The organism is Pseudomonas sp. C2B4 (assembly GCF_013359695.1).
Lineage (GTDB): Bacteria > Pseudomonadota > Gammaproteobacteria > Pseudomonadales > Pseudomonadaceae > Aquipseudomonas.
Genome location: NZ_JABFMU010000008.1, coordinates 92817 through 109473 on the forward strand (window position 1 = coordinate 92817; position 16657 = coordinate 109473).

Annotated in this window: 16 protein-coding genes, 1 tRNA gene and 1 pseudogene; 3 read left to right on the forward strand and 15 right to left on the reverse strand. The window is 54.1% G+C overall.

Going from position 1 to position 16657, the window contains the following annotated elements; genetic code table 11:
• Positions 1-144: 144 nt before the first annotated feature.
• From HNQ83_RS08830 to HNQ83_RS08855, 6 genes are all read right to left on the reverse strand, one after another.
• On the reverse strand, positions 145-1878 hold the full coding sequence (locus HNQ83_RS08830) for a DUF2357 domain-containing protein (protein ID WP_175388605.1): 1734 nt from the start codon (positions 1876-1878) through the stop codon (positions 145-147).
• Positions 1878-3320, reverse strand: coding sequence for an McrB family protein (locus HNQ83_RS08835; protein ID WP_175388606.1), 1443 nt, complete (start codon positions 3318-3320; stop codon positions 1878-1880). The genes HNQ83_RS08830 and HNQ83_RS08835 overlap by 1 nt, the downstream gene beginning before the upstream one ends.
• A 17-nt stretch (positions 3321-3337) precedes the next feature.
• Positions 3338-4717: a DNA cytosine methyltransferase gene (locus HNQ83_RS08840; protein ID WP_175388607.1), complete on the reverse strand. Its 1380-nt coding sequence runs from the start codon at positions 4715-4717 to the stop codon at positions 3338-3340.
• A 37-nt stretch (positions 4718-4754) separates the two neighbouring features.
• On the reverse strand, positions 4755-5297 hold the full coding sequence (locus HNQ83_RS08845; RefSeq protein WP_372241884.1) for a very short patch repair endonuclease: 543 nt from the start codon (positions 5295-5297) through the stop codon (positions 4755-4757).
• Between the two features lie 226 nt (positions 5298-5523).
• Positions 5524-6240 carry an HNH endonuclease gene (locus HNQ83_RS08850; protein ID WP_175388608.1) on the reverse strand — a complete coding sequence of 239 codons (717 nt, stop codon included), beginning with the start codon at positions 6238-6240 and terminating at the stop codon, positions 5524-5526.
• 313 nt (positions 6241-6553) lie between these two features.
• Complete coding sequence (locus HNQ83_RS08855) at positions 6554-7555, reverse strand: hypothetical protein (protein ID WP_175388609.1); 1002 nt, start codon at positions 7553-7555, stop codon at positions 6554-6556.
• Between the two features lie 481 nt (positions 7556-8036).
• On the opposite strand from HNQ83_RS08855, the gene HNQ83_RS08860 reads away from it, so the two are divergent.
• Positions 8037-8516, forward strand: a complete 480-nt coding sequence (locus HNQ83_RS08860) for a hypothetical protein (protein ID WP_175388610.1) — start codon at positions 8037-8039, stop codon at positions 8514-8516.
• A gap of 51 nt (positions 8517-8567) precedes the next feature.
• Here HNQ83_RS08860 and HNQ83_RS08865 read toward each other — a convergent pair whose 3' ends face one another.
• Both HNQ83_RS08865 and HNQ83_RS08870 read right to left on the reverse strand, forming a co-directional pair.
• Positions 8568-10004: a DUF3336 domain-containing protein gene (locus tag HNQ83_RS08865; RefSeq protein WP_175388611.1), complete on the reverse strand. Its 1437-nt coding sequence runs from the start codon at positions 10002-10004 to the stop codon at positions 8568-8570.
• A gap of 53 nt (positions 10005-10057) precedes the next feature.
• The gene (locus HNQ83_RS08870) at positions 10058-11566 is read right to left on the reverse strand and encodes a wax ester/triacylglycerol synthase family O-acyltransferase (RefSeq protein ID WP_175388612.1); all 1509 of its coding nucleotides are present in this window, start codon (positions 11564-11566) and stop codon (positions 10058-10060) included.
• Positions 11567-12066: 500 nt separating this feature from the next.
• On the opposite strand from HNQ83_RS08870, the gene HNQ83_RS08875 reads away from it, so the two are divergent.
• Positions 12067-12153 (forward strand) — tRNA-Leu (locus HNQ83_RS08875).
• A gap of 93 nt (positions 12154-12246) precedes the next feature.
• Here the strand turns inward: HNQ83_RS08875 and xerC are convergent.
• From xerC to HNQ83_RS08910, 7 genes and pseudogenes are all read right to left on the reverse strand, one after another.
• A complete protein-coding gene (xerC, locus tag HNQ83_RS08880; protein ID WP_175388613.1) occupies positions 12247-13278 on the reverse strand; it encodes a tyrosine recombinase XerC in 1032 nt (343 codons plus the stop codon).
• Positions 13279-13485: a DUF4224 domain-containing protein gene (locus HNQ83_RS08885; protein ID WP_175388614.1), complete on the reverse strand. Its 207-nt coding sequence runs from the start codon at positions 13483-13485 to the stop codon at positions 13279-13281. It abuts the gene before it with no gap.
• Complete coding sequence (locus HNQ83_RS08890) at positions 13482-13859, reverse strand: hypothetical protein (RefSeq protein WP_175388615.1); 378 nt, start codon at positions 13857-13859, stop codon at positions 13482-13484. Before HNQ83_RS08890 ends, HNQ83_RS08885 begins: the two co-directional genes overlap by 4 nt.
• Positions 13856-14236: a pyocin activator PrtN family protein gene (locus tag HNQ83_RS08895; RefSeq protein WP_175388616.1), complete on the reverse strand. Its 381-nt coding sequence runs from the start codon at positions 14234-14236 to the stop codon at positions 13856-13858. The genes HNQ83_RS08890 and HNQ83_RS08895 overlap by 4 nt, the downstream gene beginning before the upstream one ends.
• Before the next feature lie 158 nt (positions 14237-14394).
• A pseudogene (locus tag HNQ83_RS08900) lies at positions 14395-14675 on the reverse strand (phage antirepressor KilAC domain-containing protein).
• A 10-nt stretch (positions 14676-14685) separates the two neighbouring features.
• Positions 14686-15276: a hypothetical protein gene (locus tag HNQ83_RS08905; RefSeq protein WP_175388617.1), complete on the reverse strand. Its 591-nt coding sequence runs from the start codon at positions 15274-15276 to the stop codon at positions 14686-14688.
• Between the two features lie 253 nt (positions 15277-15529).
• Positions 15530-16279, reverse strand: a complete 750-nt coding sequence (locus HNQ83_RS08910; RefSeq protein WP_175388618.1) for an XRE family transcriptional regulator — start codon at positions 16277-16279, stop codon at positions 15530-15532.
• A gap of 100 nt (positions 16280-16379) precedes the next feature.
• Between HNQ83_RS08910 and HNQ83_RS08915 the strand changes: the two genes are divergently transcribed.
• Positions 16380-16604 carry a helix-turn-helix transcriptional regulator gene (locus HNQ83_RS08915; RefSeq protein WP_175388619.1) on the forward strand — a complete coding sequence of 75 codons (225 nt, stop codon included), beginning with the start codon at positions 16380-16382 and terminating at the stop codon, positions 16602-16604.
• Positions 16605-16657: the final 53 nt, after the last annotated feature.

Sequence of the window (16657 nt, forward strand, 5' to 3'; positions counted from 1 at the left end):
GGGTAGATAAAATCGTCCTCATTTCGGGCTTGTTGAGCAAAGTAATCGTCTGAGTTAATTGTTTGGTTGATAATTATCTTTGATAAATTGGTGTGGCGGTACGTCCGGCAATTTGTTGCTTTCTACTGCATGGCTGGTGAAAGGTTATTGAACGTTTTGTAGAAGCTCAGAGTCAATAATTTCATTAAGCTTAGATTTCATCAGGGCGGTCGATTGTGGTAAAAATGGAAGTCCGCCAATTTCTACTTGAGGAATGCTTTTATAAAACTTGTGCGATTGATAGGCCGCTTCATCTGGTAGTGGAAACAGCACGACAGCGCCTTGTACGATGCCTGTTATGTAGTCGTTGGGGCGCACCGGATGCGGGATGGCAATGGCATCCCGATATCGGTGCATGGTGTTAATGTCTTCTACAGTAGGGCCTGGACCGCCGTACTGGTTGACGTATTCTCTGTCGAATTGAATGCGGTATTTTGCGTCAAATATATAAAAGCGTTTATCGCTCGCGATTTGAATTACATTGTCGGGTTTTTGCGCGATCGTCGGCAGTCTGCCAAACATTCGATTGTAGATAACATGAATTTTTTGATTTGTCGGGCGATGTAAGAATCGCATTGCAGCGGTGACGCCCTTGGCCAGCGTGATTGTAGTTCTGAAACGATTTACTTTGACGACAGTTTGTTCCTCTAAATCAAATCGCTCACACAGCAGTTCGACAATTTTCAAAAAGCACCAGTACTCGTAAAGCAGTGCCGTGTCTTTTACTCCGATTGGAACTATATTGCCGGTAAATGAAAGCCCGCTATTTAATAGTCTGGCTATTTTGTCAATGCGCGAATACACCGGGTGTTTGTGGAAGACCATTGAGCTGGGTTGTAACAGCGTCGCCTCGCCGACGGCCGCAAGGAATGGTGCCTTCAATGCGGCCTCCAAACGGCGCTCCATCGTTTTTAGTTCGACGCGAATAGAATCAAAGAAGCGCATCTCCGAATCTTTTTCGGCATCCTCGTCCCCAGTTTGACGAACGCGAGACAGGGCGCGCACATTTCGATAAGTCGCTTTCAACAGCCCTTTATAGTAGCGATTTTCCGGCGTATCGAAGGTGGTGGCCGTCACCTCTTCATCAATCTTCCGCGGAAGTGCGACATTCAGACGTGGAATTTCGGCCCCCCCGTTCTCCCGGCGCAATGCCCGTGAGATCGCCTGACGGGAGAGCTTGCGCGCTTGTTCCGTTTTTTTCTTGACTGATTTGCGGGTCAGGCCGCTATGCGGCTTTCTAGCCACCGCATTAGTCAACTTGATGAACTCTTCAAAGTGACCCTTAAGCAAGGCAAACCACTCCACAAGCGTAGGTCGGTGGCTTCGATCTGGGGCCGCGAGGCTGTAGCTCTTGGCGTTGGCCGTCATTGCTAAATTGCGAAGAGTCTTGGAGACGTCCTCACGCATCAAGAGGTAGTCGGTTCGGTAGTCAATCTTCCGAGAAAACACTTCTAGGCGCAGGGTGACAGCACCGTCTGGCGCCTCTATGCGGATGTCGGCAAAACCGACGTTGTTTCGGAAATTGATGACGTGATGTTCAGCGTTCGGTCGAACTCGACGAGCCTCTGCGCCTGGAGGTAGCGCAACACTTACATCCGATGACTTTTCAAGATGGATGTCGTAGGCGATTTGCTCGAAGAACAGCGGCTCAATTAATTGACCTGAGGCTGTGGACACCAGTTGCTGGGACGCGCGCTCCAGCGTAAGCAAACGACAGAGCGCACCAGTTACTGCAACGGAAAATTGCGGCATCACCGCGATGAAGGGCGGAAGGTCTGGAAGCTTGCCAACTATTTCCAGTTTCCAGCCCAAGCCTTCTGCTTCTAGAAGTAGCGGCATCAAGTTCCCCAGTAATGAGTCGCACCGTCAACATCAAGGAGGCTGGCCATGCGCTCGACTTTTTCTTGGCTCCGAGTGAATGGCCCAAGGAAAGTGCAAGGCTCGCCGTCGCCATCCTCCGTCCGCTCGAGCTTGAGCCATTCTGTAAGCGTCGACAGCGCATTTGCCAGCTGGTCGCCACTGCCAGAAATTTTTGGCAGGACTTTCTGAAGCAGGCAGAAGTCCAGCGCGGCATTGGCGCTCACAATGTCCTCCAAGCCGAGCTGCTTCCAAAAATGCAAGTACAGCAGCACGGCGTCGCGAGTGCGATAGCCGAATCTAATCCCGGTCGGAGAGAGAATGTTCTGAATTTCCTGGAGTAGACCGGCCACCTCGTCAAACAGTGCTTGACTGTCCTGATAGGCTTCCTGAATGGAGATGGGGTTTTTGGCGTCAACGATCAGATCCGCAAGCTTCGAAAAATCCTCTTCGGCAGTCGCAGTGAAGTTTGCGAAGGAAGTTAAGTCAGGATCGTCGAATTCAATGGTGAACGCGCGGTCAAGCACCTTGGGGCTGAATGAGTGGGTCGTCTCATCCATGTTGGCGGTCCCAATAACGCGTAAGTTATGGGGTAAGCCGAGATTTTCCAGGTGGCTGTATTTGTTTAACGGCTCTGTCGGGATCTTTGGCAGTTCTATCGGTAATGGGTCTGTGACGATTGACCCGCCGTCCCGACGTCGAGTCTCCGCAATGCTGAGGAAGTCGCTGAAGTAATGCTCAACCGGCGCAAGGTTCATCTCGTCAAGCAGCGTAATGGTAAGGGTTGAGGGATTTTCTTTGGCTTTTACCAAGCTGGCGATGAGGGCTCCCTCAATGAACTCGGAGGGAGAAAGCGTTGGCACATAACCGAATAAATCGCTGTTGTCGGACCATTGCGGCTGAACCGGGACTAGTTTGAACTCGGATCCCGCGTGTTTGGCGAATTTTCGTGGCAGCAGGCTTTTGCCTGTGCCGGAGATGCCGGACAGGATCACCAATGGACTCACCATCATCGCCAGGTAAAAGTTGGCGAAATCCGCAACCGAAAATGTAAAGCCTTCCGACTCGATCTTCGATTGGAGACGAATCAGCAAATCGCTGGCCCGAGTCGAATTGGCCAGCGGAAGCGGCGTGGCTGGGGTCGTACGGCTTACAAGGCTGGGACCGAAGCGATACTCCGCTGTCGAGCTCCCGTTTCGCGCTTCAGACAGGGCTTTAGCCATAGCGCCGGTTTTTTCCAGCAGCCCCTCCTTCATCAGTCGCTTCGGCTGATGTGGGCGAGCAGTGCTTGGGATTTGAATGCCTGGTGGCGTATTTTGCCAAATCACATCAGCGGGAAACTTGAAGTCGGGACCTTGTTCGGCGAACATTTTTTTTACGGCTTCGCGCGCCAGCTCTGTAACTTGGTCATTGGTAAGAGGCATTGAGGACCCTTTTGTTTTTAGGCGTTGACGACTTTTTCTTGTGCTTGCTGTCGAAGTCCCGCTCGGTGCGCGTCGAGTTGAGTTGCCAGGTGTTTTGCGATGGCTTGCGCTAGCCCGGGCGGGACAGCCTCGCCGATCATGTCCATCCCAACTCCCATGCGAGCGCTGTCTAGGTGCTCGTTGTCGGAAGTGATGAAGCGGAAGTCGTCATCGAAGGATTGAAGTCTGGCAGCTTCGCGCATGGTTATGCCGCGAAGCGCTTCCGGATGAGAAAAGCGGCCGGAGCCAAGGAAGTTTGCGTTGGCCGTAATGGTCAGAGCCGGAGCATCCCACGCTAAGCGAGTGTAGGCGCTCCAGTAGTAATCCTTGTAGAAGACGGGGTTAAGCTGGCCGGACTTTTCTAGCAGGTCACGAGCAACGTCGCTGGAAATCCCATGTTCACTCGCGAGTTTCGCAATGGCGACTTCATAGTCGGCGCGCATGCGTTTGCTCTCGGCGTCCCAAGTCTGGCCAGGGCGCATTTCCCTGATGATATCCAGTATCGCCTGCTTGTAGGAGCGGGTGACGTGGTTGTAGGGAAAGGAAGACGAAGTACGCATGGCCGCGGCATATGCGCTCGGAGGGCCAGTGTACAGATCCAGCCCCATGCCACCGATCTCATCTGTTTTGTCAGAGGGAGAAGGCAGATCGCGGATAGCATCGCCCACAGTTACCCATGGCAATCGGCCGTGTGCCAGTAAATGCGGTTTGGAAGGGTCGGCGTGTGTCGCGGGGGGGAGAGATGCGGCGCCAATTGAGCTGGCGATAAAAATGGCGCGCTCGCGCAACTGGGGAACGCCATAGTCGGCAGCATTCAGTACGGCGACTTCCACCTTGTAGCCAAGGTCTTTTTCCAGCATTTCAATGACAATTTCGGAGAGCTTACCAAGTCTGCCTTCAAAGCCGTGGTTCAGCATTTGCGGAACGTTTTCAATGACCAGAAACTTTGGGCGCAGCGCTTCGGCAACTTCCAGGTAACGCAAGACGAGGTCATTGCGCGGGTCATGGGCTAGTTTGCTGTACCCGCTGAATTTAACGATTTTTCCTTTTTCTCGATGCTCGACTCGCCGCATTTGGGAGAAGCCTTGGCAAGGCGGGCCGCCAATCATGCAGTCCAAATCACCTGGCTGAACTCCGCGCTCCTTCATGGCGTCATGGATCTGCGAAATCTCCAGCGTGCGAATGTCTTCGCGAATGGTGACGGGAGGAACATCGTCATTTCGGTGATTGTAGGCGAAGGTTCTGAGCGCCTCGGCCTTCACGTCGTTGCCCAGCACAACATTGAATCGACCCGAGCGGGTAAAGCCGCGAGAGGTGCCCCCGCAACCACAAAAGAACTCGGCAAGCGTGTATTTCATTTAATGCAGTCTCATCCCAAGAAGGCTTCGGGCCTTTTCAATCATTCAGAAACGCCCTTAGCCTAGCGGCAAGAGCGTCCATATTTTTCAGCTCGCACTCCCACACGACGAGGGCTTGCCAACCCATCGTATGAAGCTTCTCCAAGTTCTCCTGGTCGCGCTCCAGGGTCCTAGCAAACTTCGGCAACCAGTATTCGGTTCTGCTCGATGGCGTCGTCGCTTTGCTGCAGCCGGCGTGTCGATGCCAAAAGCAGCCATGGACGAAAATCGCTTTTTTCTGCGAACGGAACACCAAGTCAGGTTTGCCGGGAAGGTCCTTAGCATGAAGCCGATAACGAAACTTCATGGAAAACAACAGTTTCCGTACGAATAGCTCTGGTTTGGTGTCCTTGGAGCGGACGAGCGACATTTGTCTGCTCCGCTCTTCTATGGAAATGCGGTCCATGCGGCATTCTATCAGGCGATCAAATTCGGTGCTGGTGCAAAGGGCGGACGGCTGCATGGTTCTGGGGTTGCGTTCAGCCGCCATTGAAAAATCAAGCGCAGCTTGCAATTGCGAGCTATGCATGACCTGTTTCACAAGCTCTGGTCCGCTTGATGCCTGTCTTGATGGGCAGCAACCGACTTAGGCTGTGTGAAAGCGTTCTGGAGCAGGTTGGACAGTCAAAGCCGCAACGGAAGTCGCGCTCCTCCGCAGTGTGCAGGTCTGGCTGACCAATTAATTAATGGCTGTCAGATTTTACAGGCCAGCGCAGGCTGAAAAACGGTGTATGCGTTTTCACGCAGCCTGGACCCATTGCGGAAAGTTAGATGAAGAGCTGCTTCTTGGCTTCCCCAATCGAAAGCCATTGTTTTTTCATTGCGATTGCACGATGAAGCAAGCGATGACAGCTTGCACACAGTAATGCCATGTCCTTTACCTTGGTTTTTGTTTCGCCGATCATGCTGAGCGGAAGAACGTGGTGGCACTCAAACATAGAATTCCTGAGGTTTGGCTCAACATTGTGTCCAGCTTCACCACAAAGGTCGCATTCCAGGCTACCTAACCTGAGACGCTTAGCAATTACTTCCTTTCGTACCTTGGAGCTTCGTTCTCGCTCAACATGAACCCTAGTCGCTGACTTGCCTTCGGCGAATTCTTCTTCAACGTCATCCGACACTAGATCAACGACAGCTTCCGTGCTGTAGCGAATAATTTTGGCCAATTCATGAGTGCGTATTGGATCGGTGCCAAGCTCTTTCCATATTTCACGGTCAATCTTTGCAGTATTCGAAAGACCTCTACCGGTTGAAACGCTTCGGAGATTTTGCAGTTTGAAAGCCACGCCAGCTGGATTTCTAAAAGACTCTTCGCGGGCCGCATCGCTGTGATGGGGGAATGCTCTTAGTGTTCTAGAAAGCTCACAAATTCTCTCGTCAGTAGACCCTGGAATTTTTCCGTCGAAGGCATGGTAAAGATCAAGTGCAAGTATCACCTCCTCACGCGTCCAATCTGGATTTCCTTGCCCTTTAGTAACTGCCATTCATTGCGCCCCCAGCATTCGATTATTTGCTATTGAAGCTTATTTTTCAGTGATTTCGTAGCAAGGTTCTGAAAGTTAACCGTTGGCCGTTCTCTGTTGGCCATGATCACAAAGCCTGCTGCTCAAGCCCGACGCAGGCGAATGGTCAGTGCTCGTGACAGGCCTGTGTGAACGCTTGCTTAAAAATTGCTACATCGACAATGAGATAAAGCAGCGCGGGTCAAGCCGGCCGGGCCTGCGGTGGATAACTATTTCCAATCCATCATTGGACAGTAGTAGAAATTACAAAATCAGCATCAATTTACCGTTACTCCTATACCTCAGACGGAAGCATGACCTGACGATACTCAAGTGGAATATTGAATTTTTCCGTGAGGTATTTGAGATATCGCTCATCTTCAGCGCTCAGCGCAGTCCGTCCCACGGCTACTAGCCTAACGGCTTTTTCCGATGGATCATCCCAGTAGTACGCATACTCGAGCAGCTGACCAATCGCCAATCTCAAGACTCTACGGGTAGAAAAGTCTGACTTTATCTCGAAGAGTATTTTCTCTAGATCAGTTGTTACGGTGACATCTACAAAATTCTCTTCGAAGACGATCTTCGCGCCCGGAAATTCAATCTTTAGCTCCTCATGCAGGGCTGCTTGTATCATCCCATGCTCTGGCGAACACTCCTGTCCTGATCCACCACTCCTGAAGTAGCTGTCTTGAATTGGCGGAAGGTCGTGCCCTTTTCTGCCAGGGCGGGCGTTGATCGTTTTGGGCAACCATTCCTTGTCGGTAAGGTCAATGAGCTGGTAGCGGTTGTAGTGCTGCACGGGGTCCGCTGCCGTCGCGTAGGTGGCTGGTGGGTACCATTCAACATCTTCCGGACGAAAGCGTACGTTCAGTACGTAAGGGGCCCATTCGCCGTTCCCCAGGCCACTTCTATCCCCGTCAACGTTGTCTATTTCCTCGAGCATGCGGTCATACCAACCAAGCCGCTTGTAGTGATCCAGAGCAGCAGTGCCCTGAGCAGCATCCAAGAACTCAACATGACGGATACGGGCCACGAAGCGCCGACCTTCAGGCGCAATGGTGTAAAGCACGACATCCCCAACCCGTTCCCCGCGTGCAATTCGTGATTCCCAGCCTCTGTTCACGCCCTGAAGAAAACCATACTGCCATCCGCCTATTTGCCATTCGAATCGAAACAACCACTCTTCATGGCCATAGCTGTGTTGGGAGTAAAAGGTATCGGGGGACTCGGTTGCACTCCCTGTTGGGTACTGCCAATTGGAGTTGTTATGGCAGATGCGAGTGATGTAGGTCATTGCAGTCCTTGTCGTAGGGGTTGCGGCTAAAGGCCATCACGTAGAATGGCAAAAACTAATCATCATTCCAAGCGCTGTCTAAAGCACCTGAATTTCTTGGCGGGAGGATCGAGAGAGCTCTTGGTGGTGCCTAAAAAGCGTTCCGCATCCAAAAAAAAGGCTCTTGAAAATCGCGGGTTTTAGGCCTTTCAAAATCAGAGGCTTGCGGAACGTGACCTGTGCTAACGTGCTGATCTACTTAATTTTGTTAGCGGATTGCAAATCCGCCTACGCCGGTTCGATTCCGACCTCGGCCTCCACTAATAAACAACCCCGTAGATTAACGTCTACGGGGTTTTTTATTGCTTGCGGAAAAGTGATCGGTCGCCCTGGAAACAGGAGCAAGGCTTTCCAGGGACAAACTGATTTTGTCCATACCCGTTCACGTCTCGCTCTGATTGCCGATAACCCGGCATCTGATCAAAAGCAAGGAGTGCCCTGAATGTCCACCATAGACACACTCACCTCAGGTAACGGTGGGTTGGCTTCGACGTTGAAACCCACCAAAGCGGCAGGGGGCGAGGCCAATGCCACGCCGTCCGGGTTGATACTCCCTGCGGCGCCAGAAGGTATCAAAGTGTCTCTGTCAGGCGCTGGCATCCAGAAAGCGACCGGTTCCAGCGGTAAAGATCGTGATATCGAAGAAAGTGGTTTGCCGAAGGACATCCAGCAGATTCTGAAAATGATCCGCAAACTGCAGCAGCAGATCGCTGAGAAGATGGCCAAAATGCAGGCGGTCATGGCCGATCACCGCTTGCGCCCCGAGGAGGTGAAAGCCAAAGTGGCTTCGCTGCAAGCAGCGATATCGGGACTCAATGCGGGATTGATCACTGCAAACGCTGCACTCGGTAAAGCCATAAAACAGGCCGGGTTGAGCCCCGACCAGGTGCTTAAGGCGATGTCGTTGGCAATGAAATTGTAATCAGCCCGCAGCGGTCACCTAAAGATTCAAGTCGTGGTGGGATAGCGGATTTCAGCCATGCCACCCGCGACGGGTCAGGATTTTATCGAGAGTTCGGCTGATCGCCGTACAGCTGCGCACCATCTCCATCCGCTCCCAAGTCGCCTGTTCTCCCTCATGCACCAGTTGTCGCATCTGCGGCAGCGGCAACGGTGACAGCAGTTTGAGCGGGCTATGCCAGCGCTTACTGACGAAGATGTTGATATCGGCGGTATAGTCCTGCACCAGCATGTTGTAACCAAGATGCTGCCAGCGAGCCAGGGTGGGGTTGCGAATGCGCAGATGATTCCTGCTCAGGCGCAACAGGCGGGTGGCGATACCTTTGCCCAGGCGAATCTGTTGCTCCACCGCGGTTTTCAGCAGGCCGGGATGAGCATTGGGATTGGGTGTGAACAGCAATGCCGCCGGGTTGGCCATGCTGGAGATGAAGTGGTTGACGCCGTACAAGCGCCCCAGGCGCTTGGCGGGAAGGTCATCGATGAAGGATCCGTCGATCCAGCGTTGTTCTGGCAAGTAGGGCACTTGTTCACCGACTGCGTTTTTTGCTTGCAGGGTGACCGGCGGGAAGATCCCCATCACGGCGCCCGAGGCCTGGATGGCGGAGCGGATCAGGACATTGGGCGCGGTAATGGCATTCAACAGGCGCGGAGCCTGCTGTGGCTCCAGCCCGGTCACCGTAATGTTCAGGTGACGACCGCTGACGGTGTAGGCCTCGGCAAAGGTCAGGTCCGGAATCAGGCGTTCAACGTAGCTGGCGATTTCCTCGGCTTGCAAAACCGAAGGCAGGCGCGAGCGTCGCTTTACTGCGGCGTTGTCGAGCGTCATGGTCAGCCGTTCGGGCTGCAGGTGATCGAGCAATTCATCGGGGCTGTGAGTGCAGACGATGGCCGCCACCAGCGACCCCGCACTGGAGCCGGAAATGATCCTCGGCAGCAGGTCCTGTTCAAGGAGGGCCTTGAGCACCCCCACATGGAAGTAGCCGAGCATTGCGCCGCCGCTGAGCATCAGCGCCGAACGACCGAAGCAATGGCTGGCGCGAACGAAAAAATCCTGACGCTCCTCCAGCGAAATCACCTCATCGTCCAGGGCATCGATGGCTTCCAGCGATAGGCAGACTTCTTCGATGTACTCGTGGATCAGGTGTTTGGTACCCATGTGAGCGCGGCTGTACAGCGTTGCCTTGCCCATTCCGGCCAGATTGCCATGGATGCCCTCGTTAAGGGTGAACATCAGATTGGCCCAGGAGCCAGCGGTGCGCATGCCGCGCAGGCGTTCCATCCGTTGGCGCACCGTGCGGTAGTCGTAGTCATTGCAGACTTCATTTCTGCGCCAGTCATCCATGCCGTTCTGCTGATCCAGTGCGCCGGCGTGTTTGGCCCATTCCTCGTAGCTGTGTGCGTGTTCCATTTTTTCCAACAATTGAGTGGTGGGCGTCTTGGGCCTGAGCATATTGATTCTCTCCATTGCGCCTGGACGAGTGGGCGAGCCGTGCGTGGCGCTGGTCATGCGGAAGGTTCCTCGGGGTTGGATGTCGCGGCGGTCGCCCGTTTGCGGAGTGGCAGCGGACGAGCTTTGGGGGCAGGCGATTGGTCTGGCTGACGTCCCAGGGCCAGGTATTGCTCGGTGGATTGCTGGAGGCAGTCGATGTAGATGTCCATGTCGGGCAATACGTGGCGATCGCTGACCACGCCGAGAATGAGCTCGCCATAGAGGCTGGTAATGCCATGGCACAGCGCCATGCCATCGAACACCGGGGGGATCGGGTAAAGCGCCAACAGTTCAGCGCCGGCAACGTATTTGCGTTCCGTCCCGCCAGTGGGACCGGGAACGTTAGTAATCAGCGTGTTTGCCAGGTGGTACTTGCCGACGTAGCGCAGTTGAGTGCCCATCCAGCCGCCGAGCATGCGCATCGGCGCGGGCACCAGGTCACCCACGGAAACGATCAGTTCATGCACCACCTCCCGGGCCAGCCCGGTGCCTGATCGCGTGCGTTCGAGAATCGCCTGCAGTCGCTCGACCGGGTCCTCGATATCAGTGCCGACACCGATCAGCATGCCGGAGAGCAGGTTGCCGGTCTGGCGCTGGGCCTGATCGGGTGGGATTGCCACCGGGCACAGCGCAACCAGTGATTCGGTGTCCGGTAAGGCCTCGCGACGCTGCAGGTAGTGACGCAGTCCGCCACCGATGATGGCTATGATGACGTCATTCAGCGTGGCGCCCTCGACGCAACGGCGTACCTGTTTGAGTTCGCTGATCTTCCACGACAGCCCGCCAAACGTTCGGTGCGGGGACACCTGAGTATTGAACAGCGTCGTGGGTATGCGTTTCTGCGTGGGTCTATCTTCACCGCGCATCCTGTTGAGCAACTGCAGGCTCGCTTTACTCATGCCGACACTGGCACGCAGGCTGCGCAAGGGTTGGGTGACCAGGCGCGGAACGGTCCTGGCCCACATTTGCGCGCGACTGGGCAGGCGTTCGCCGAAGGGTTGACGGTAGGTGTTTTCGTCGAATTCCGGCTGGTCGCTCATCAACAGGTTATTGATCTCGATACCGGCCTTGCCATCAATGTAGGAGTGATGAAAGCGCAGGAGCAGGGCGAAGCTGCCTGGCGGCACGCCTTCAATATTGTTCAGCCCCTCGATAATGGTCAGCTCCCAGGGGGCGCGTTCCATGTCCAGGGTGCGCGACATTGCACGCGCGGTGAAGATGCACAGCTGACGCCAATCGCCCGGTTGCGGCAGGCCGACGTGGCGAATGTGGTACTCCAGGTCGAAACTCTTGTCTTCCACCCAGTAAGGATCATCCAGTCGGAAGGGGGCGTGCTGCAGACGTCGGCGGAACAGAGAAGTGCTGCTCAGCCGGCTACTGAAGTAGCGAATGATGTCCTTGTGCCGAACCAGTCCATTGGGTGCGCTGCGCTGGTCGCAAATCCACAGGCTGCCGATGACCATGGGTTGATGGGGGGCGTCGGAATAGAAAAACTGGGCATCCAGCGGGGTCAATTGTTTCATGACGTGCTTGCTCCAATGGCATGAGTGCCAGCGCAGTGGCTGGCAGAACGTCCCTGTACATCGACTGGCGTCCTCGGGACCCTTCGGTTGAGCGATAGGCTCGAGTTGATTCTGCTGGTGCACGGGTACAAGCAATCCCCCTCGACTTGAGGGGGTATCCAGGTGAATGCAGGTCCATCGGCGATCAATTGCGCGGAGACCTTTCACTTGCAGGTGGAATGCACGGCCCCTGTCAGGTGGCCCACACCTTGGGTAGGCACAATAAGAACTCCCCACAGGTCACTGATCTATTGGGGTTTTTTATTGTGTTTGGGGGGAATGGAAGATTGCTGAAATCACCCAATCCTGGCGGGAAATATGAAAAAAGCTTCGTAGGTCCATGATTTACGAAGTTTTTTATTTTGGCTTTGTGCAAGATTTAGTCTTGAAAATCGCACCTGTGACCTTGCTTCACCGGGACGGGATGTATATATTTCCCCCCTCTGATTCACCGCGCTACCGCCCGAATGGCGAAACTGGTAGACGCATGGGACTTAAAATCCCCCGCTCGTAAGGGCGTGCCGGTTCGATTCCGGCTTCGGGCACCATGAATATCAAGGGCTTGCATGACATACCTCATGCAAGCCCTTTGTTCTTTTTTCCGCAATCAAAAAATCTTTTCCGCAATTCTGGACCGTCAGTCACTTCGTAGGGGTTACCTTCAAGCCCTTTCGCATTCGGATGTACTGCTCTGTCATCCCAACGGTTGTATGTCCCAACTGGTCCCGAGCTTCGCGGATGCTTCCTGTTGACTCCTCTTTGTCCGTTGCCGCTTTTGCTCGTAAGTCCCGCATCTGAAATTCTGCTTTCGGGATACCGGCTGCCTCTCTGGCGTCATCAAATCTTTTCCTGAGCATGCTCGTCGTCATCGGCTGTCCAGAATCGATTACCACCAGGCGTGTTGATCTGATTTTGTGTCCAGCCTTTCGAGCCATGATTCGGTCTATAACGATTTTGAGCTCTCCAATAATCTCGATCCTTCGTTTGGCACCAGTCTTTCCTTGTTGTACGGAAAGCTTCCCGTCTTTTATGTCTCGCTCATCCATCTTCAATGTGTCGGCCACCCTTTGACCTGTCAGATAGAACAGGTCCAGGGCATCTCTCAATGGTTGATCGGCATGCTGATATGCTTTGGCAAGTACGTCGTCTTCGACGTATACGTCGCGACCAGTTTCCTTATTGCCCTTTACCCCGGCGCAAGGATTTGCCAGAGATGTGTAACCATTCTCACGAGCAAAGTTCCAAATTGAGCTGAGCAACGCTTTTTCTCGATTCGCACGAACTGGTGCTGTTTTTCCCCGATGACGAAGGTACTGACTGACATGCTTTGGTTCGATTGCTTCAAGCGGGGCGGGCGGATCGTTGAAGAACAACAGAAGGTTTTTCAGTTCGCGCGCATTGTCCTTTTGGGTGGCATGGGCTTTGGTAGGGACTACCTCCTTCATATAGAGCTCGGCAACGTACGCAAAGGTTAATACTTCTTGCGTGAGAGCTTGAGACACACGGCTTTTTTCTAATTTCGCGTACTCCAAGATGGCAAGACCATAGTCAGTGCCTAAGGGTATTTCCTTGCGTGGTTTCCCTCCGGTGTCGTACAAGTAGTAGGTTGTTTTTCCGCGCCTTCTCTCGCGCAAGCGGGGAATGCTCCCCGGCTTCGTTGGTCTTCGTCCCATCTAACCCACCAAACGTGGCTGCCACTTCGGTGCTTCCGATGCGGTGGCAGGTAGTCCTGTTAACGCTGAAGTAACGACGCAGGGCCATCCGTTCCTTTTTATGGTATGGCGGATGCCATTTCGCTTTAAAACAGTGATCTGACCTGCTTTGGTTTTGGCGCCGGTTAATTCGCATACCTGCTCATGGCTTAGAAACTGGATGGTCATGCTGCCTCCTTGCGAAGGGACCGGGCATCACGTTCAAGTTTCTCGCCGGTACGGAAGGCGCTGACAGTTTCGGCGGCGACCCGCAACAGCTCGCCGGTGGCGACCAGCGTCTGGTGCTCGGCCGGGCCGAAGTGCGGACCTTTTTCAAGTCGATTGTTGGTTTGTGCCAGGCGCGAGTAATCGGCCTGGATGGACCGTAGGGTGACCTGCAGTTCGAGGATGGTTTTGGCGTACGCGGCTCGCTGGAGGTCTTCACGTTCGCGTAGGCCGGTCTCCAGACCATCGCAGCGGCCCATGATGTAACCGCCCCAAAGCAGCAGCGCGGCCAGAAATATCAGGATGATGAGTGCACCGATTTGTATTGGGGTCATCATGTTGTGTGCTCCTGGGATTGTCGTTGACTGGTGGTGACAGCCGACAGAGGTGTCGAGGCTACGTGGCATTCGCCGTCCCGCTGTCGCTGCATGTCTTCATCGGCCTTGTAGGCGCGGATGTCGATCAGCGACGCAATGTGACGGATGTGTGCGTACTTCAGTGCCTTGCGGCTGGTGTCCAGCGTGGTGATCGGAAGCTGGATCCGGCCGCTGTTGATCTCGGTCACGAACGACTGCTCGTTGAGGTTGCGAAAGTACTGCGCGCGCACCTTTTCAAGTGGGATCAGCACGTCACCGAAGATGCGATAGAGCAGTTCGATGGTGGCCGATTCGGGTGCCGGATGCAGGCGAAGCGGATTTTGTGCTGTGTTATTCATGGTCTTGTTGAGCCCCCTTGTGTTGTTTTCGTGCTGGGTGGTTCCAGGCATTCAGACATTGGCGTTTGGTCAGCTCGCGCAGATGTTCGGGCACTTCGAGGAGCGCGGCGTTGCGCTCCTCGCGTGTGCGCATGGCGATGATCTGGCGGGCATACTCCCTAGGCCACGTCACGGTGGACTGCCGGGATGGCAGGAAGATCTATGTCCAACTGGTCGGCCAACCAGCGGATTCCGGCTTGCTTGACCCGGGTCGACTGGCTGTATTGCAGGCCGTACTTCTCGTCAAACCAGGGACTGTCCTTAACCCGGAGGTACTCTTTGTCGCGCTTGAGATCCGCCGGCAAATTTCCCTTGAGCAAACCTTTCTCTCGCATGAGAGCGATCGTTTGGGTCGGGTCAGACCGAGTTGAGCGGCAGTTTGGGCGAGGGTGCGTTCCATGAGGTGCTCCTCATGCCGCGTGCGCAGCAGGGGTTGCCACTGCAGCAAGGTGGTTGATGGACTCGCAGACCTTGCCGTAGATCTCGGCATTGGAGCCGCACACGGTGAAGCATCGCGTGTGCGGACTTTTGTTGCCGATGCTCAAAATGGCGGTGACACCCGAGCGCGTGTGGGTACGATGCAGCGCCACGTGCAAGGGAAGCTCGAACCCCATGTCGAGGCTCAGCACGCCGCCGGTGTATACCAGCTCGAACACGCGCTGCTTGTCCTGCACCTCAAAGCAGCCGTATTGACGATCTGCATGCGGGCGATGCATAAGATCACTTGAGTTGCTCGCGTCGAACGGGCCGTTGGCAACCTCTTCGATGAAGTCGGCCAGTTTGAGATGCATTTTCTTGTCGTTCTGCAGGGTCAGGGTGTGGCGTTCGCTGCCCAGCTCGATGACAAAAGTGCTCTGCGTCGTGCCGCGTTCAGCCTTGAGACGGAATGCCAGGCACTCTCGCTTGGGCGCTGTTCGCAAGACGTGGTTGAAGGTCTCGGTCAGGTTGACCTGGGCGTGGAGCAACTGCAGTGTGCGGTTATCGATCTTGTACTTTTTCATGCCGCGTGCCCTCCACCGTTGGGATCGATGGGAGAGGGCTGGCAGGACTTGGCAACAAGCTTGGGCTTGCTGTTATGGATCACAACCAAGCAGCCTGTGGCGAGCTGCAGCTGTTCGATCAATTTGCGATTGCTGACGCATGCCGGATGGACATGCAGGGATGCGGTGGTGCGCATAGGTATTGCCTCGCTCTGTGGTAAAGAGTGAGGCAAATATCACGTAGTGTGCTTGTTTGTGTCAACACATAATGTGATTAAAATAGTGCGGAGCTGTGAAGAAAGCGTGATGACTTCAGTATTCCGCCCACGAGATGGATTTCTTCCACCTCTTGTTCTGCTATATGAAGAGTTTCATGGTCGGTATTGACGCTATCCAACCGGTACATTCCGTCGCGAAGATAAATAAACTCTTTGATCATGGCTTTGCCGGAAGACGTTCGAACTATGACCTCGTCACCGCTACTGAAGCGTTTGTTCGGCTCTATAAGCACAAACTCGCCATTCTTGATGCGGGGCATCAAACTATCGCCCATGACTCTTATGCCATAGGCATCTGGATCATCGCTATGTATGTTTAGGTAGCCTTCACCTTGGCCAAGTGGTGGCTCTAACGTGTCAAAAAAGCCCTCATCCCCGAGCTGCGCGTTTGATAGTACAGGCACCTTTCCATCCTTAGCCCAGCCAACAAGGCTGGTAACAGGTTGGTCTTTGTCTTTCGATCTTCCGTAATCCCTTACAAGACGGTCTTCAGACCGAATCCGACCTTCAATGGCGTCTGAGTACGATTCGACGTCGGAACGATTTTTTCCTGCTACCAGATCTGGAAAAGACACTCCTAGTGCTGTCGCTATCTTTTGTAAGTCATGGAGGTTGGGCTGGCGAGCCCCTTTCTCGTAATTGCCTATCCGAGACTGGGATTCCCAACCGCAAGCGTAAGCAAGGGCTTGTTGGCTCATACCCTTGGCTTTGCGGTATTGCTTGATACGTGCGCCGAGTGTGTTCATGTGCTTTTTTTACCACGCTCTGAAATTATTTATCATCACTTTGCGTGTTGAAATGTCTGCGTTTCGTGATTAAGATGGCTGCGGCTTATTGGAGGGCATCATGAATCTGATCGCTGAACATCGAGAGAAAGCTGGGATCAAGCAAAAGGAACTCGTTGTAGCTCTTGGGTGGACTCAGGCACGTATAAGCAATTACGAAGCAGGACGTCGAATCGCAGGACTTGCGGAATGCAGAGCCATAATCAGAGCGCTCAACAAGTTAGGAGCGCTATGCAGTCTTGATGACGTTTTTCCTCCTGAAATGGAAGAGTCCCAAGCTGCATAGAAAAAAGGCGACCCAAGGGTCGCCCAGTTTCTCCCGATAGCATCACCACAATG